Origin of the sequence: Chelatococcus reniformis, from assembly GCF_014640075.1 — a bacterium.
In the GTDB taxonomy this organism is placed as follows: Bacteria; Pseudomonadota; Alphaproteobacteria; order Rhizobiales; family Beijerinckiaceae; genus Camelimonas; species Camelimonas reniformis.
On record NZ_BMGG01000008.1, the window covers coordinates 252,458 to 269,494 of the forward strand.

The following is a 17,037-nucleotide window of genomic DNA, read 5'->3' on the forward strand; positions in this document are numbered from 1 at the left end:
GCGCCTCGGGCCTACGCCAGCGCCATTCGCGAAACCGCCGGCCGAAGCGCTGCGCAACCTGACAGCTCAGCGCTTCGGCCTCTTGCACTCGCCATCGACGAAGGCTCAGATCACGAACGGACTCTCGCTTCCGCTGGATGAAAAACGGGGGTCACGTCACCGTCGTCGACGGCGAGGCCGTCATTCTCGACGAGAGCGGCATCTCCCATTTCGGGGACCTGCAAAAGGCTATCGGCCGCGGCGGCGCCGGCAAGGCCGCAGCGGACGCCGTCCTCGTGGCGTTCGATCTGCTATTCCTCGACGGCACCGACCTGCGACCATGGAAGCAGGCCGCCCGCCGCGAAGCGCTGGCTGCCCTGATCCCCTCTGCCACGCCGCACCTATGGATCAGCGAGGATATCGGGGGCGATCCCAAGCGCATCTTCCCCATGGCGTGTGGGCACGAGCTGGAAGGAATAATCAGCAAGCGCATCAGCGCGCCCTACCGCAGCGGCAGGACGGGCGATTGGGTCAAGACCAAGTGCATTCAGTCCGACACCTTGGTGATCATCGGCTATGAGCCGTCGACGGCCGGCTATGGCGTTGGGGCCTGCGCCTGACCGAGCGCGGTGAGGACGGCAAGCTGGTGTCGATCGGCGGCGTCGGCACCGGCTTTAACCGCAACGTGGCCGCGGCCCTGAAGCGGCAGCTCGACACATTGCGAACGCCCAAGCCGCCCGTGCCCGGGCTGCGATCGAAAACCGTGGCGTGGGTGCGGCCGGAGCTGCGGGCCGAAGTGGACTACCGCGCCCGGACGCGCGATGGCGACCTGCGGCCTGCGGCCTGCCAGCTTCAAGGGGCTGCGGGATGACGCGGACGCTCAGGAGGGCGGCTTCAGCCATGGGTTGTGGCACGACACCTCACATCGAAGACGCGCAAGAAGACACCGTCGCTAAAGTGCGTCCAAAACGCGCTTTTCTGGGCGGCACAGAGGGCGCCATGGCGAGATCGGCGCTGATTCTCGGCTGTTTCAGCGCACTTTCGGCGCTGACGCTCTATCGATCAGCCTAGTAACCGAATCGCTCCCAGCTCGGCTCAGAAGGCGCGGAACCTGCGGTCTGAAGGAACGTTATTGGTCAGCCAAGGCGAGATTTCATCGCGACAGCGCCTAGGCGTAGATAGAACCCTAAACAAATCGCGCTAACAACTTAGCGTATCTTGGTGACACGCTGAATCGCGAAGCGATATATTAGGAGACAATCCAATGAACAAGATGTTGTCGAGCATCGCCGCTTTGATGCTTGTGGCCTCCCCCGCTGCTTACGCACAAAACAACGGCGCCGGCGCAGCGGCCGGCGCTGCGACAGGCGCGGTCGGAGGTGCCGTCGTCGGCGGCCCTGTGGGTGCCGCAGTCGGCGGCGTTGCTGGAGCGGTCATCGGCGGCATCGCATCCGATCAACAGCCGCGCTTCCGCGAGTACGTCGTGCAGCACCAGGTGCCCAACTACAGCTACCGCGAAACTGTCAAGGTGGGCACCGTTCTGCCGTCCGACGGTGTGACCTATCGCGAGGTGCCCGCGGAATATGGCCGCGGCTACCGCTATGCGCGCGTGAACGACCGCACCGTCATCATTGAGCCAAGCACGCACAAGGTCGTCCAAATCATCGAATGACGATCTGCAGAACTAAGCGTTTCATCAGAAAGCTGTCAAAATTTGGAGGATGACATGAAGCACGTCGTTGTCGCCAGCCTGGCTGCCTTTTCGGCTGCCGCGCTGGGCCTCAGTCAACCTGCGTTCGCCGAGACCACAATCGTCAAAAAGCACTATGACGACATGGGCGAGCGTAAGGTGATCATCAAAAAGCATCACAGCTGGGGCGAAGGCCCCTCCCGCAAAGTCGTAATCAAACGTGGTATGTCCGATCCCGAAACCACGGGTTCGGTGAGAGTGAAGAAGGTCATCCGGCACGAAGATTACTAAAGAAAGACTGGGCAGCGAATACGGCACAGCTCCTTATCGGAGCTGTGTCCGCTTGGCGCTCGAACAGTTCGTTCCACTGGAAGTGGGCTGACGATGGGGCCACGGGTAGGTAAAGGCCCTTGAGCAGATGCGGGATATCGCGATGGTGAACCCGATTGTGGCCAGCACGGATGCGTTCCGGGCTATCATCGAAGCCCAGATCGAGCGCCAGCTCGAGATCATCGCGGACATCCGAGCCCGCAACCGTGACCCGACCCACGCGCTTGCAATCCTCCAGGATCTTGAAACTGATCGAATGCAGCTGGCAGGCGCTCTCATAAATAGCCGCGAGGCTCATGGCGGGGCGTCAATTCCCACAGCATCCGCAGCGATTGCACAGGACTTCGTCACCGATCCGCCCTCCGCCCAGTCCGCCAGCGCTCGCGCACGTCAGCGCCAGCGCCGCCGGGCGAAACTTCACTCGGCATCGCGCCCGGGCTGCGCGCGTCTCGCTTGACTGGTGGGCCATAGGGTTGGGCGGTGGGCTGTGAGCTCGACGACAAAGCCTCGAAGTCCAGCGGCCCGCACGCGAGGCGCTCGTAGTGATCAAATTTCCAGCGCCAGATGGTGGCGCGTGGCAGGACAGGCTGAGATTTCGCCGACGGCCTACGGGCGGGCGGGCAGGAGATCGGCCTTGGTTGACAGATTTATCCAATTTTCGGGCTAGGTTGCATCGGAACCAGGCGTTGCGCTCCAACGCAAAAAGCCCCGGTCACCTCGCGGTGCCGGGGCCTGATTGTAGACGGCAGGACGGGACGCTACGCTGCAGCGGCGCTCAAAACGCCAAGCGCCTCAGCCCGCGCCGTCAGCCGCTCGCGCACAGCCCGCGGCAATTGCCGGGCCGACTTCACGCGCGGCAGGTCCATCTCAGGCAGCCGCGCCTCGCAGTCACCGAACAGCGCCTCGTATTCCGCATAGTTGTCGAAGCGCCGCCGGGTGACGTTGTCGACGAACGTCTCGGCTGGCGCGCCTTCGGCCAGCACCAGCGCGTGGTCCTCAAGCTCGATGTGGTAGTAGGTGAAGCGCGGCTCTGGGTGCTCGACGCGGGTGATCGTGGTGCCGTTCACCAGAGCGCCAGCCTGCACCAGGACACAATCAACCAGCATCGCGTGGTCGGGCGAGACGTAGAGGTCCCGCGCCGGGATGGCTTCGTCGAGAGCACCGGCAGCAATGCGGACGGGAGAGGTGCGCAGCGGGTCGGCGAAGGCCGCGACGACTGTTTGCCGGCCGATCCACAGCACGGAGCGGGTCCCGCCCTCCGCCGTCAGCACGATGTCGCCGGCTGCCAGCGTCTCCACCGCCGGTTCGCCCTTCGGCGTCGCGATGCGGGCACCGGCCAGGAAGCAGGTCACGACGATGTCGGTGCCGCCGGCCCCGTCGTCGACCAGCTGGTAGGGAAGGCCGCCGTAGCTGCCGGCCGGATCGAGCTGCAAGCTGATGATGCTGCCGTCCTCCGCCTGGGTGATTTGCAGGACGTTGCCGGCAAGCAGGGTCACGGTGTCGCCCGCGTCGAAGCTGACATTGGCCAGGGTGATGACATCGGCGGCATCGTCAAAGTCGTCGATGGTGGCGGCGAAGCCGGCCGCGTTGGTGAGCGTCAACTGCCCGTCGACCAGCGCGACGGTCTGCTGGGCGTCCACCACGCCGAGCGTGATCGATGCCCCGCCCTCGAGCGCGATAGTGCCCGTGCCGGTGAGCGGGCCAGTCAGGTCCGCCGTCCCGCCGGCCTGGAGCGTGACGCTGCCGTTATTGACGAAATCCGTATCGGTGAATCGACCGCCGGCGGCAACCGTGATGACACCGTCGTTCGTCATGTTGCCATTGTTCGTTAAATAGCTGGCGACGTCGATCTGCCCCAGGTTGAGGAAGCTCCCATAAAATCTGGCCGTATCAGAGACATTCACGACAGCATTCGGGCCGAAGGTCGTGAGCCCCTCGTCGGACAGAAGCCTAACGAACGTGCTAGACAGGTTGATCACGACGGCGTCGATCGTCTGAACCCCGGCGAGGGCCAAGGTGGCTTGAACGGAGCTCATATTGATCGTTCCGGGCGGTTGGCCGTCCGCCCTTACCACGGTCAGACCGTTCACGACCGTTAGTCTGCCGCTTATGTTAATATCGCCCTGGTAGATGATCCCGTCGAACGTTCCACTACCCCAGTTTTGGGAAGTGACGCCATTATCAACGATGGTGCCATTTACGATGGTACTGCTCGTACTCAGTTTGCCGAAGCTGGCCAGGTCGAGAATGCCGCCGCCCAAGTCGAGGACACTGGCAAGCGCGATTTGCCCGGCATTATTGATTCCGGCAAAATCCGCCAGCGTCAGGTCGATCCCGTTGAGTTGCATAACGCTGCCGGCTGCGAGGTCGATGGTGCCGGTGTTTGAAAACCCGCCACCGATCGTCATGCTTCCCTGGACGTCGATATGGCCGGTGCTGGTCAGACCGTTACTCAGGTTAAGATGTCCGCCTGTAAGAACGTTCATTGCGGCTGACGAGCCCACAGTCAGCGATGCAAGGTTGCCGGCATTGGTCGAGAGGACGGGCCCGCCCGCCATGATGACGACATCATCGGCGGGCCCAGGCACGCCCTGAGGACTCCAGTTGGCCGCCGTGTTCCAAGCGCCGCCGCCGCCAACCCAGGTCTTCATCACCATCAGTCTACCCCAGCCCCGTGACGCCCGGCTCGAACCCGGGCTGTGTGCATTGCATCATCAGACACGCGCGTGGAAACAGGGAAGTGACGGTGGTCCGCAGGGATACGAGAAAATGGCCCCGCCACATTTCGCCAGCGGGGCCAGTCTTGGGAGGAAACGCCGATCACGCGCGCCCCTCTCGGGGCTTTCGGACGCGCCGGAGCGCGAGAAGGATGGGCACCGCCACGCGGTATCTAGCGAGGCCTAAGGTTTCGGAACGCCTTGGCTTAGGATCGTGCCCAAAGCTCGCGCCTTCTACCCCATTCCCCGCTCAGAAGTGATAGGCGAAGCGCAGGCTGCCGCGCTGCACCAGGAACGACTCGCCGGCCGACAGCGCATACTCCGCCTTCGCCTCGAAGCCATTGGCGGCGTAGAAGGTGAGGCCCGCCGTGACGTTGCCGACCACCGCGGGTGAGTTCAGGTAGGTCTGGAAGGTGCCGTCCTGAAGCGCGGCGCCGACGAAGCGCGATTTTACCACCCGTGCGTCGTTGGAGTTGAAGCTCACCCCGGCGCTCAGGAACGGGCGCAGGACGGCGTCGTCGAGGGTGAAGCGGCCGCCGATCTCCACCGTCGGCGAGACGATCACGCTGGTGTGGTGACTGCCCTGCACGTCGAGCGCGTAGCTGCCGATGCCCTGCTCGCGGTAGCCCGGCGCGTTGGCATAGACCAGGTCGAGGTCGACCTGGGGCCGGATGTACCAGCTCGGGAAGGCGAACTCGTAGCCCGCCCGCAGCCGTCCGGCGACGAAGGTCATGCTGCTGTCGCTGTCGAACACGCCCGTGCCCGCCCCGAAGCCGGGCAGCAGCACGAAGCGGCTGTTGTCGTAGCTGCCATGGGCCACGGCGAGCGAGCCGGCCAGCAGCCACGGGCCCGCCACGTGCTTGAGCGAGACGCTGCCGTCGACGGAGAAGCCGCGGCCGCTGGAGCCGTTGTTGGCCGTCGACCAGCTCTGGCCGGCGCCGAACGAGCCGCCCAGATACCAGCCCGGCGCCAATTCCTTCTGGCCGCCCAGCCGGTACATCGCCTCGGAGACGCGGAAGCCCTGGGTGTCCCGGGTCTGGCCCTGGTTGGCCCAGCCGCCGGTCACTTTGGCCCAGGCGCACTCGTCCTCGCCCAGCTGCGTTCCCGCATCGACGAACACCGGGCAGCTCAGCGCCGCGCCCAGCACCGTGCCCGAGCTGGCGAGCAAGCTGGTCGCCTGCGCATGCGCGGCTTCCGGCGAGAGCGAGCGCAGCGTCGAGATGTAGGAGCTGCCGCTGCCGCCGCCCATCTGCGAGAGATAGCCGAAGAACGGCGCGAAGAACGCGTCCGAATTGCTCCAGGCGGTGTTGAGGTGGCCGGCGAGGGATCCCTCGTTGCGTGCCAGTGCCACACCGGCCGGCGCGAAGCGCGCGTTCGGCGTGAGCGAAACCGTCTTGCCGTCGTTGCTCATCCGCCAATCGAACAGCAGCGAGGACGGCGCGCTCGCCTGCGAGGATAGCGAGCCGGCGCTCAGGATCGGATAGGTGCCGGGCAGCAAGCGCGTGGCGGTAGGCACGATCGCTCCCGCAATGTCGGCGTTGCCCGTGATGGTCAGCAGGTCCGCGCGCCGTGCCGACAGCGCGTCGACATCCACCGCCAGGGTGCCGGACGACGTCTGCCGGTAGGAACCGGTCAACGTCGTGGCGCCGACGGCGCCGGCACCACCGACGTTGACGAGACCGCGGTTCTCGACGAGGCCGGCCACGACCGCCGGTCCCGCATGGAAGGTCGCCGACGACCCCACTTGAACTTGACCCGCGCCACCCGCGTAGACGCTGCCGGTGAGAGAGGCGTCCGTCAGGACGTTCACCGCGACCGAGACTCCGCCGGTCGCCACGATGGCGGTGCCATTGGCTCCAAGCCCCGACGAGACTTGGGCGGCCTGCAGGGTGACGGTGCCACCACCGGGACCATCGATCTGCACGGCGCTCGCGCCGGGCTGATCAGGCGTCGCCTGTGTGCCGACGCCGCCGTTCACGGCAGCGAATTTGGATACGGCACCGCTACCGTCCGTTCGTCCGGTGATCGTGATCGTGCTGGTGCCGCCGCCACCGGCGCCGGCGCTCTGCGCGAAGACGCCGATGCCCTGGGCGCCGGTTGCAGATACTGTCGAGCCATCCAGGATGTTGACGGCGACAGGGCCGCCGGCGCCACCCGATCCAGTGGACGTCTTGCCGGCAAAGAGCGCGTTACCGTCGAGCACCAGCCCGCCGCCGCCGCCGATGCTCTGGGCCAGGATGCCCACGGCGCCGGCGCCGCCGATTTTCAAAGTGCCGCCGTTGTCCACATCGACAGTCACGCTGCCGCCGCCGCCGGCGCCGGCCTTCGATTGCGTGCCGGTCCAGTTGGTGGACAAGGACGGCGAGCCGATGGTGGGATCGGCGACGCGAATGACACCGCCGCCCCCGCCGATGGACTGCGCCACGATGCCGTGAGCCAAGACGCCCGTCGTCGTGACATTGAGGTTGTTGCCGATGACGTTTACGGCCCCGCCGGCACCGCCCGCAGCGTCGCTACCGATCGTCTTCGTCACCGTCTGTGCGCTCGGCTGCACCGTGATCAGGCCGCCGCCGCCGCCGATCGATTGGGCCAGCAGGCCGAAGGCATAGTTGCCGGTGGTCTTGATATCGAGCGGATTATTGGTGGAGGTCTGTGCCTGCAGCGTGACGGCGCCGCCGTCGCCATTGGCGGCCTGGCCGCCACCCGCGCTGACGTTCAGCGTCTTGCCGGGCAGCGTGAAACTGGAGACGAAGAGGCTGGTGCCGGCGCCGCCGATGCCGCCGCCGCCGCCGATCGACTGGAGCACGATGCCGTCGGCGGCCGTGCCCGTGGTGGCGATACGAGAGCCCTTGGTGTTGCTGTACTGGAGCAACACGGCGGAGCCGGCGCCGCCGGCTCCGCCGCCGCCGTCCGTGCCGGCGCCCAGCGAGATCGACCCGGTGGCGCTGTCGGAGCCGTCGGCACCGATGCCGCCGCCGCCGCCGACGCTTTGGGCGATCAGGCCGGCTGCGGCATAGCCGGCGGTGCTGATGGCGGTGCTGCCCTGGTTCAGGCTGACCGTCACGGCGCCACCGGCACCGCCGCCGCCGCCTTGGCCACCCATGGCGCTGTCGATGTTGACGGTGGCCTCCGGCACGCCACCCGAGCCGGTCGCCACGGCGGTACCACCCTTGCCGCCACCACCGCCGATCGAGTGGGCGATGACGCCGTTCGCCCAGTCGCCCGACGTCGTAATCGCGTTGGAGAGGTTCACGTTCACGGTGCCGCCGTTACCGCCGCCGCCGCCCGTGCCACCAGCCTGAATGGACAAGGTGCCCTCGACCGCAACCTTGCCGTCCTTGAGGGTATTCTTGATGTTGCTGGCGCCTTGGCGGGATTGCAGCACCCGGATGATGGGATTGTCGGCCGAGGCATCCGAGCCGGCCGAACCGCCGATACCGCCGCCACCGCCAATCGACTGCGCGACCACACCGGTCGCATCGCCACCGTGGGTTACGATCGGCGCCGCTACGTTGACCGTCACCGCGCCACCGTCGCCGCCATTGGTGCTCGTGCTGCCGAAACCGAACTTGAGGTCGGGCTCGTAGGTGAGCTTTCCTGCCGAGAAGGTCTTGCCGAGGTTCGACGAACCACCCTGCGTGGTGCCGCCGCCACCGCCGATCGACTGGGCCGCGATGCCCATCGATCCCGAGCCCCAGGTGGTGATGCCGTTGCCGGCAAACAGCGAGACCGTCACGGCGCCGCCGTTGCCGCCGCCGGAGCCCGAAGAGCCCAGGCCGATGCTGCCCGAAATGGTGGAGCCGGTGCCGACGGACTGGGTGTTGCCGCTGCCGATGCCGGCGTTGCCGCCGCCGCCGCCGATGGAATGAGCCGTGATGCCGTTCGAGAAATCGCCGTAGGTGACGATCGAGGTCGCCGCACTGCCGGCCGCGTCCTGCTGCGGTGCGCCGTTGACGATCGTGCCGCCGAGCGCCACCAGCACCTGTCCGCCGTCGCCGGCCGCGCCGCCCGAACCGCCCATCGTGAAGGTCGCCGTGGCGCCCAGGGAGGAGGCCCCCTCCTCCGGCACCGTCTGCCCGTAGCCGACGACCATGGACATGGCCGACGAATCGCCGCCGCTGCCGCCGCCGCCGCCGATGGACTGCACCAGCGCGCCGGTCGAGCCTTGGCCGCTGGTGATGATGGAGCCGCCGTTCGACAGCCCGAACTGCGCAGCGCCGCCGGACGCGCCGCTGCCGCCCGAGCCGCCCACGGTGGCGGCGGCCGCCACGCCGATCTGACTGCCACTCGGGGTGACCGGGATGGCGATGGCCACGGACTCTGCCAGCCCCGTGCCGCCCAGACCGCCCCCGCCGCCGATCGACTGCACGACGACGCCGAAATTGTCGACCGGCATGGCATTGCACTGCACGTCCCGGCACAGGCCGCCGGTCATGGCGCCGCCGTTGACGAGGAAGTCAGTCTGACCGGTGGAAATGAGACCGCCCACCACGAGGGCGGACGCCGTGCCGCCGCTGTTGCCGCTGCCGGCCGAACCGCCGAGGGCCACCGTGGCCGACAAGCCCGCCCCGATCGAGCCGGCAAGCGCATTGCCGCCGGTGCCGCCGCCGCCGCCGATCGACTGCACCAAGAGGCCGGTCGACTTCGACCCCGCCGTCGTGATCGTCGCGCCATTTGTCGTAATGCTCGCCGTCCCGCCGGCGCCGCCTTTGCCGCCGGTGCTGCCGAGGGCGACCGCGGCGAAGAGCCCCGTGCTGCTGGAATTGCCGGCATTGCCGCCGCCGCCGCCGATGGACTGCATCGCGACCGCCGTGGCCATGTTGCCCGTCGTCGTCACCTGTGACTTGCCGCCGAGCGTCGCCAGGACCATGCCGCCGTTGCCGCCGGCGCCGCCGCTGCCGCCCACCGTGACCTTGAGGCCCGCGCCGCCGCCGCCGTCACCGCCGCCGCCGCCGATCGATTGTCCCAGAATGCCGAAGGCGGAGTCTCCGGTCGTCGCCACCTGGCCGAGACCGGTCAGGCTGACGGTGATATCGCCGCCGCCGATCTGGAAGGGATCGTTGCTGGCACTGCCGCCAACGGTGTAGAAGCCGCCGCTGGCCTGCCCGCCGACGCCGCCGCTGCCGCCGATCGACTGCGCCAGGATGCCCTTGGCCGCATCGCCGCTGGTGCTGATCGCGCCCGAATGCGACACGACGACCCCGCCGACGCTGCCGCCCGAGGCGCCCGTTCCACCGGCATCTCTGAACACGCCGAAGGCGCTGCCGCCGCCGCCGCCGGCGCCGGCCATGGTTTGCGCAAGGATGCCGCTGGCTTGCACGCCGACGGTCGTGATCGAGCCGGCGTTGGCCACCGACAGGTTGCCGGCCGCACCGCCGTTGCCGCCGTTGCCGCCGTTGCCCGCGTCGCCGGTCTCGCCACTGCCATCGCCGCCGGCGCCGCTGAAGCTCTGCAACACGATGCCGTAGGAGTTGTTGCCCTGCGTCGTGATCGCCGAGTTGCTGTCGAGCGAGACCGACAGATTGCCGGCGCCGCCGCCGCTGCCGCCAGCCCCGCCGCCGGCGGCCCCAATTCCCGCACCGCCGCTGCCGCCGTTGCCGCCGATGCCCCCCTCCGATCGCAGGATGATGCCGGGGGAGTTCGCGCCCACCGTTCTGATGCTGGAGTAGAGCAGATTGACGTTTACGTCGCCGCCGGAACCACCCGCGCCGCCGTTTCCGCCAAATGCGCTGCCGATCGTTCCGTTGGCGTTGCCGGCGTTGCCGGCGTTGCCGCCAAGGCTGGCCACGACGATCCCCGGCGAGGTGCCGCCTGTCGTGTTGACGTCCACGGTCTGAAGATCGATCCCCGCTAACGAGATCGAGCCGCCGTTGCCGCCGGCGCCTCCGTCCGCGTGATCGAAGCTGGTTTGCGTTCCGCCCGCGCCGCCGCTGCCACCCTGCAGTGCGACAGCCATGCCTGGCGAATCCGTGCCGACCGTGACGATCCCGGTGTCGGACAATGACCCCACCAACGCCGCGGGCGCGTTGGGCGACGGGAGAATGCTGCCGCCGTTGCCGCCGTTGTTGTGCGCCCCGGACTCTTGCGGGTCGCAGTCTTGCAACTGGCAGCCGCTGAACGCGCCGGCGCCACCCGTACCGGCGATCAGGACGCCGGGCATCTGATTGCCGACGGTCTTAACACCACCCTTGCCCATCTGCAGGTTGAACCCGTTGACGGAGCCGCCGTTGCCGCCGGGCTGGTTGCTGTTGCCGTCCGCCGGCCCCTCGCCGCCGGCGCCGCCGTAGCCCGCCAACAGAATGCCGGCAGCGGTGTTGAACCCTTGCGATGACGGGGGCGTACCCGTCGCCGTCAGTATTGTCTGGCCACTATAGACCAGGCTGACGGCTCCGGCGTCGCCGCCGGCGCCGCCGGCAGACGCCTTGTTCCATTGCCCCTGGCCGCCCTGGGACTGCGCCTGGATGCCGTAGACGCCGGAGTTGGCGCTTCCGACATTCTGCCATGTCCAGTCGACATTGATCGACGCCGTGTTCGACATCTGGATCTGGCCACTGGCCCCGCCGGCGCCACCGCCTGAGCCCGGGCCGCCGTTGCTGCCGTTGCCGCCGATGGAATAGCCCTGGATGCCGGCGAACCCGACCGGACCCGTCGCCGTCACGGAGATCGCGCCGGTGTTGGTGAGGAACAAGCCGTCCGAGGAGCCGCCGGCGCCCCCCGACGACCCCGCCCCGCCTTGATCAGCAGCCCAAATTCCGGCGCCGTTCGTTGCCCCCGACGGATTGAGGACGATGGGATTGGCGTTGTTGACGGTCAGCGCAGGAGCGTCGCCCCCGGGGTTGCCGTTCGCGCCGAGCTGCTGCTGCCAGACACCGAAGGTGTAAGTCTGCGCCGCAGCATGGCCCGGAACGATCAGCCAGGCCGCCGTGCCGAGCAGCAGAGCGCGCAAGGTCACCGGCCGACTTACAAGGCCTGAATCGAAAACGGGAATCATGGCACGCCCCCCAGCCGCATTTCTGCATTAGTAAGCATCGAATGGGTAGCGGGCAAGTGACGGTCATTCCGCCCAACGCGAAATGCCCCGGTCTCCGTGGCTAGTTTCCGGACAATCTACGCGCTCATCTGGATGAATTCGTTAGTTAACGAACAATATTCATTTTGAAATAACGAGCAAATCGATAAGATACGATGTCAAGAAGGAACAATCAGAATATCGACTTCAGATCGGCGCGATAATTCTAAAGGAAGCGGGAAACACTGTGGCGTGCGACTGGTGGGCCTCGTCTTGGGGCACTCGCCAACCCTGGCCTGAGCCGTTCTTGCTGACCTATGCGGGGTAGCTAAGGAACGTTCGTGGACCCCAGAGCGCCCCCCGCCGCGTGTTCTGCTCATGCGAACGCATGTTTTCCTTCCATCGCCCCCGGGGCAGCCGGCTGGCTGCTCGGGACCAATTGCGACGGGTACCGTGTCGGCTGCGACGCCGCCCCACGATCTGCGCTCCGCATTGGTGAGCGCACCCGTGACGTCAACGTATCCGGGATCCAGTTCAGATCGAGCCAGCCGGCGTCACGGCGGGAAAGTCCTTCTCGGGATCGAACACGTTATTGAAAAAGTTCGTCAGGGAGTACATCGCCACCAGCGCGACGATCTCCATCACGTTCGCATCCGTGTAGCCGGCATTGCGGACGGCTTTCAGATCGGCATCACTGACGTGTCCGCGGGTCTCGATGACTTTGCGCGCGAACTGGACGGCCGCGTCCCGCTTGGGGTCGGTGGCATGGCCCTTCCGAGCGAGAATGATGGCATCGGCCGGCAGCTTGGCCATATGCTCGGCCGTAAAGCTGTGAACCGTGAGGCAGTAGTTGCAGCCATTCACTTCGGAGACGGCGAGGCCGATGCTGTCACGCGTCTTCACGTCGAGCGCCTTGCTCAAGGAACCCAGCAAGGCGGCCCATGCGTTGAACGCGATCGGGCTCAGTGCGAAGGTCGCCATCATATTTGGGGTGAACCCGATGGTCTTGGTGAACGCATCGAGGGTCGGTTTCGAATCGGCCGGGACGTGATCCGACGCAGGCAGTGCAATTCTGGCCATCGTAGTTTCCGTAAGCACCTGATCTAAACAATATTATGCCAACTCCAGCACTTCCGCGACCGGACGGCGCGGCTTCTGCGGCCAGTTTCCCGAACGCTCCGCCCCTACGGACAACAGCAGGACCGGCACTTCGTCCTCGGCCAGACCGAACTCGCGGTGCACCGCTTCGTCATCGAAGCCGATCATCGGCGTCGACCCCAGGCCCCATGAGCGGGCCACATAGATCATCGCCGCCGCGCCGAAGGTGGCGGTGCGGACTGCTTCATCGCGCTGGCGCTGCGGGTAATCCTGATACAGACCTCGGGCGGGGATTTCCCAATCCGGTATCAACTTTGCCGGCATGATGCCCGCTTCCACCACCGGCGCCAGGCGCTCCGGAACGACGCTGGAATCGGCCAACTGGCCGACGACGATAAAGGTGACGGCTGCTTCGGTGATCGGGGGCTGACTCCAGGCGATCGGGCTCAGCCGGGCCTTGGCTTCAGGCGTGCGGACGGCGATGAAGCGCCAGTTCTGCAAGTGGAAGGATGTCGGCGCGGTGGTACCGATCCGCACCAGCTCGCGGATTTGATCGTCGCTCAAGCTGGCGGAAGGGTCGTAATACTTGGCAGCAGTACGGCTCAGTATACAGTCGATGACGGCGTTGGTCATGGATAATCCTATGGATGAAGGTAGAGGCTGAGGCACGAGCGTGTTTTCGCTCGCTTTGCTGCACATGCTGCGGGAACGGAGCCCGTTCGACATCTCGTGTCAGGGGCTATCCCGGGTTGCCGTCGGCGCGCCGGACAAGACGAGACCGGCCGATCCGGAGGCCGGCCGGCCGCGAGCATCGATCGGCGCGTGTCGCTCACGGCTGAACGCGAATGATCGTCTTCCCGCTGATTCGCTTGGTCGGGTTGAAGGCGGCGACGGCATCGTCGAGGGTCGCGATGGTGCCGATGTTCGTCCGCAGTCGTCCGTCCCGCGCCCGCCGGACGATCTCGCTCAGTTGGACGCGATCGGGCACGACAACGAAATCGACTGTCAGGCCGTTACGAGGCCGTGCCTCGGTCGGCCCGGCGATGGTCACCAACGTCCCTCCGGCTCGAATCACGGCCGCCGACCGCTTCGCGATGTCGCCGCCAAGGACATCGAACACCAGATCGACTCCGCCGACATCTTCGAGTGCGTCGCTATCGAGGTCGACGAACTCCTGCGCGCCGAAGTCGAGAGCCGCCTGACGGCCGGCAGCACGCCCGGCGCCGATGACGTAGGCGCCGGCCTCCCGGGCGAGCTGGGTTGCCATCGAACCGACCACGCCGGCCGCACCGTGCACGAGGACGCTCTGCCCCACGCGAAGGCGGCCGTGCTCGAACAGCCCCTGCCACGCGGTCAGGCCCGGCATCACGAGCGCCGCGCCCACCGTGAAGTCAACGTCGCCAGGCAGCGGCGCGAGGTTGCGTGCCTCGACGGCGACATACTCTGCCAACGTGCCGTCGCGGGTCCAGTCCGTGAGGCCGAACACCCGCTGGCCCACCGATAGCCCCGTCGTTCCATAGCTGAGGGCGGTGACCACTCCGGCCACCTCATGGCCGGGGATCGAAGGTGTCCGGTCACGGCCGAGGCGATCGATCCAGGTCGAGGGCCACGACAGCTCATCCCCGGTGAATCCCGACGCGCGAACCTGAACAACGACATCGCCGTAGCTCGCGTTCGAGAGGCCGGCGAGCGCCGCCCCCTGCGGCTCGGGCCGCTCCACCAGCTTCATCCCGGCCGTTCCCGCGGCCTGATCCGTCACAACGATTGACTTCATCGCCCACCTGCCTGTGTGTGGTAGCGCGTCATCTTCTGAATTCCTCCGCAGACGAGGAAAATCTGGAAGCAATACTAAAATTCAATGCGCTTTCAAACGCCCGAAATTACCGAACTTGGTGGAGTTACGTTGGGTGATCACCGTCAGCTATGCTGTAGTTGCTGAACCCGTGCGCTGCCGATGCCACATCACACAGCGCGCAGGGGCGCTTTTGCCACTGGTACTGGCACGATGAAACCCGGCTTGGGCATCCCAGGACGGACGGACACGCATTCTGGAATCCTGAGCCGGCCGCCGCCGAGGTTCGATGCGTCAGAGCCGCTCGCGAATGGGTGGACCCATCCGATCGCAAGAGAAGCGCCTCATGGGGGAGAGGCCGCGGAGCGCCGTGCGTGGCTCAAGCGCGCTCGTCATCCCCAACGCTCTTCACGCCCTGCCGGTAGTCGCTCGGATCAAGGCTGTAGGCTTTGCGGAATGCTCGCACGAAGCTTGAGCGGCTCTGATATCCCGCATTATGAGCCACGACATCGACGGGCGCGGGCGTCGTCGCCAGCTCGAGCGCGGCCTGCCGCATCCTGAGGTCGCGAAGGATGGCCATGGGCGACCGACCAAAAACGTCGGAGAAGCGGGCCATGAAGGCCGAACGGCTCAAGCTTGCGCTGGAGGCAAGGCTCTGAACCGAGTGCGCGGCGCCAGGGCGGGCGACCATGTCGGCGAACGCGCGCGTGATCTGACGGTCGGCAAGGATGGAGAAGCGGTCCGTCCAGTTCTGCGACGATTTCAGGGAGCGCCGTGCCAACGCAATGATGACTTGTTTCAAAAGCGAGGCCGTCATCGCGCCCATGCCGACCTCTTGCGACAACAGCTCATGCATGGCCTCACGGAGCTTGCCATCAATCTTGTCGGACGGATCGAACTGCTCGACGACCGGCTCGCGCAGGTCTCGAAACAGACCCACCGAATGCCCGAAGCACGCGTTGAAGAAGCCGCAGATCTGCACGACCTCTGGCTTCTCGTTCGGAACAGCGACGCGCAGGAGTCCTTCGTCATCGCGCTTCCAACAATCGCGCCCGATCAGCCGGGTCGCATGGTCGCCGCCGCCGACCTCGATCGAAAAGGGCGTATTGGGGGGAACGATAATGAGCAGGTGCGGCACCAGCTGCACGTTCGGGCCGCGATTGATCGACATCCGGCCAGATCCCTTGAGGTTGTAGTGGATTGCAGGCGCATCGATCATGCCCATTTCGACGCGGTGGCCGCGCGGAACGAGAATCTCGGTCAACGCCACGACGTCGATCTCAAGCGCGAGCATGAGGTTGTTGAGGTCGGCAGTGGAGAGCCTCGAGGTAAGCGTGGCGATCTTGGGATCGCTCCGCTCCCCCTGCCCGCTTCCGGCGCACGATTTGGCCCTGCTTTGCATGGCAACCCGCTTACAAGATCACACCCGTGAATCCGCTAGGCGGATCATGCCTCCATCCTTGAACTGGATTCCAGGCCACGCCGAACGGACTCTCCGCATCGGCCGTCCGGCTCAAAGTGGATGCGGCGGAGTCAACGAACTGCCGAGGATATTGCTCGCTGCATCTAGCTCGAGGCGGGAGCATTCAGCCAGCATCGCCGACTTTCTTCGGGGCTCTCTTTGCGGAATGGCCGGGGCGGCCTCAGCCGTACCGCCCCATTCCCCGCTTAGAAGTGATAGGCGAAGCGTAGGCTGCCGCGCTGTACCAGGAACGCCTCGCCGGCCGACAGCGCGTACTCCGCCTTCGCCTCGAAGCCGTTGGCGGCGTAGAAGGTGAGGCCGGCCGTGACGTTGCCGACCACGGCCGGCGAGTCCAGGTGGGTCTGGAAGGTGCCGTCCTGAAGCGCGGCGCCGACGAAGCGCGATTTCACCACCCGCGTATCGTTGGAGTTGAAGCTCACCCCGGCACTCAGGAACGGGCGCAGGATGGCGTCGTCGAGGGTGAAGCGGCCGCCGATCTCCACCGTCGGCGAGACGATCAGGCTGGTGTGGTTACTGCCCTGCACATCGAGCGCGTAGCTGCCGATGCCCTGCTCGCGGTAGCCCGGCGCGTTGGCATAAACGAGGTCGAGGTCGACCTGGGGCCGGATGTACCAGCTCGGGAAGGCGAACTCGTAGCCCGCCCGCAGCCGGCCGGCGACGAAGGTCATGCTGCTGTCGCTGTCGAACACGCCCGTGCCCGTGCCGAAGCCGGGCAGCAGCACGAAGCGGCTGTTGTCGTAGCTGCCGTGAGCCACGGCGAGCGAGCCGGCGAGCAGCCACGGCCCGGCCACGTGCTTGAGCGAGACGCTGCCGTCGACCGAGAAGCCGTGGCCGCTGGAGCCGTTGTTGGCCGTCGACCAGCTCTGGCCGGCGCCGAACGAGCCGCCGAGGTACCAGCCCGGCGCCAGCTCCTTCTGGCCGCCCATCCGGTACATCACG

Annotated in this window: 13 protein-coding genes; 5 read left to right on the forward strand and 8 right to left on the reverse strand. The window is 66.5% G+C overall.

Translation table 11 applies throughout. The features are described 5' to 3' along the window. The first annotated feature begins 137 nt into the window (after positions 1-137). The 5 genes from IEW34_RS22025 to IEW34_RS22040 all read left to right on the forward strand — a co-directional run bounded on the left by IEW34_RS22025 (position 138) and on the right by IEW34_RS22040 (position 1,960). Positions 138-599, forward strand: coding sequence for an ATP-dependent DNA ligase (locus tag IEW34_RS22025; RefSeq protein WP_244642137.1), 462 nt, complete (start codon positions 138-140; stop codon positions 597-599). Between the two features lie 23 nt (positions 600-622). Then, positions 623-850: an ATP dependent DNA ligase gene (locus IEW34_RS22030; protein WP_373288303.1), complete on the forward strand. Its 228-nt coding sequence runs from the start codon at positions 623-625 to the stop codon at positions 848-850. Continuing rightward, positions 847-1,050: a hypothetical protein gene (locus tag IEW34_RS30345; protein WP_210324558.1), complete on the forward strand. Its 204-nt coding sequence runs from the start codon at positions 847-849 to the stop codon at positions 1,048-1,050. Before IEW34_RS22030 ends, IEW34_RS30345 begins: the two co-directional genes overlap by 4 nt. A gap of 193 nt (positions 1,051-1,243) precedes the next feature. Next, positions 1,244-1,651, forward strand: a complete 408-nt coding sequence (locus IEW34_RS22035) for a DUF1236 domain-containing protein (RefSeq protein ID WP_373288297.1) — start codon at positions 1,244-1,246, stop codon at positions 1,649-1,651. Positions 1,652-1,705: 54 nt separating this feature from the next. Beyond that, positions 1,706-1,960 (forward strand): hypothetical protein, encoded by a 255-nt coding sequence (locus IEW34_RS22040; RefSeq protein WP_188611367.1) that lies wholly within the window; start codon positions 1,706-1,708, stop codon positions 1,958-1,960. Here IEW34_RS22040 and IEW34_RS22045 read toward each other — a convergent pair. The 8 genes from IEW34_RS22045 to IEW34_RS22080 form a co-directional block, all read right to left on the reverse strand. Next, on the reverse strand, positions 1,938-2,297 hold the full coding sequence (locus IEW34_RS22045; protein ID WP_188611368.1) for a hypothetical protein: 360 nt from the start codon (positions 2,295-2,297) through the stop codon (positions 1,938-1,940). The genes IEW34_RS22040 and IEW34_RS22045 overlap by 23 nt on opposite strands. A gap of 460 nt (positions 2,298-2,757) precedes the next feature. After that, positions 2,758-4,656 carry a Hint domain-containing protein gene (locus IEW34_RS22050; protein WP_188611369.1) on the reverse strand — a complete coding sequence of 633 codons (1,899 nt, stop codon included), beginning with the start codon at positions 4,654-4,656 and terminating at the stop codon, positions 2,758-2,760. A 310-nt stretch (positions 4,657-4,966) separates the two neighbouring features. Continuing rightward, positions 4,967-11,668, reverse strand: a complete 6,702-nt coding sequence (locus tag IEW34_RS22055; RefSeq protein ID WP_188611370.1) for an autotransporter outer membrane beta-barrel domain-containing protein — start codon at positions 11,666-11,668, stop codon at positions 4,967-4,969. Between the two features lie 591 nt (positions 11,669-12,259). Next, positions 12,260-12,805, reverse strand: coding sequence for a carboxymuconolactone decarboxylase family protein (locus IEW34_RS22060; RefSeq protein ID WP_188611371.1), 546 nt, complete (start codon positions 12,803-12,805; stop codon positions 12,260-12,262). A 33-nt stretch (positions 12,806-12,838) separates the two neighbouring features. Then, positions 12,839-13,456: a nitroreductase family protein gene (locus IEW34_RS22065; RefSeq protein WP_188611372.1), complete on the reverse strand. Its 618-nt coding sequence runs from the start codon at positions 13,454-13,456 to the stop codon at positions 12,839-12,841. A 196-nt stretch (positions 13,457-13,652) separates the two neighbouring features. Continuing rightward, a complete protein-coding gene (locus IEW34_RS22070) occupies positions 13,653-14,597 on the reverse strand; it encodes an NADP-dependent oxidoreductase (protein WP_188611373.1) in 945 nt (314 codons plus the stop codon). 397 nt (positions 14,598-14,994) lie between these two features. Continuing rightward, positions 14,995-16,017 carry a helix-turn-helix transcriptional regulator gene (locus tag IEW34_RS22075; RefSeq protein ID WP_188611374.1) on the reverse strand — a complete coding sequence of 341 codons (1,023 nt, stop codon included), beginning with the start codon at positions 16,015-16,017 and terminating at the stop codon, positions 14,995-14,997. 266 nt (positions 16,018-16,283) lie between these two features. Beyond that, positions 16,284-17,037 (reverse strand): autotransporter outer membrane beta-barrel domain-containing protein (locus IEW34_RS22080; RefSeq protein ID WP_188611375.1); only part of this gene is annotated, 754 nt, incomplete at its 5' end.